This window comes from Elizabethkingia argenteiflava (genome assembly GCF_009904105.1).
Taxonomy (GTDB): Bacteria; Bacteroidota; Bacteroidia; order Flavobacteriales; family Weeksellaceae; genus Elizabethkingia; species Elizabethkingia argenteiflava.
Genome location: NZ_JAAABJ010000389.1, coordinates 1 through 323, shown reverse-complemented (window position 1 = coordinate 323; position 323 = coordinate 1). Strand labels below are relative to the sequence as shown.

The following is a 323-nucleotide window of genomic DNA, read 5'->3' as shown; positions in this document are numbered from 1 at the left end:
TGAGGCAACTGAAATTAATATTAAAATTTCAATTGACGCTATTAATAAAGCTGAAAAACTAAATGTTAAGATCTCTTATAAAGGTTTAGGTTTTGTTTATATGATATATAAAATTTTTTCCTATTTATTTGATGTTGTAGAATCTTCACATAAAGTATTAGGACGACTATTATATTTATGTAATTTTTAAAAAGTAAATGTTATTAGTATTTTCGAAAAAGACAAGGAGCGTTTGTTTACGTTTAATGAAAAATTCGAACAAAACGACTGTAAGATAAATATAATCCCTGATTCAAAAACAGGAACTGTACTATCTATGGATA

The 323-nt window shown here is 24.5% G+C and carries 1 protein-coding gene; it reads left to right on the top strand.

What is annotated here, in order from left to right; genetic code table 11:
* Positions 1-190: hypothetical protein (locus GNY06_RS13680; RefSeq protein ID WP_212995082.1), on the top strand; the 190-nt coding region annotated here is incomplete at its 5' end.
* Positions 191-323: the final 133 nt, after the last annotated feature.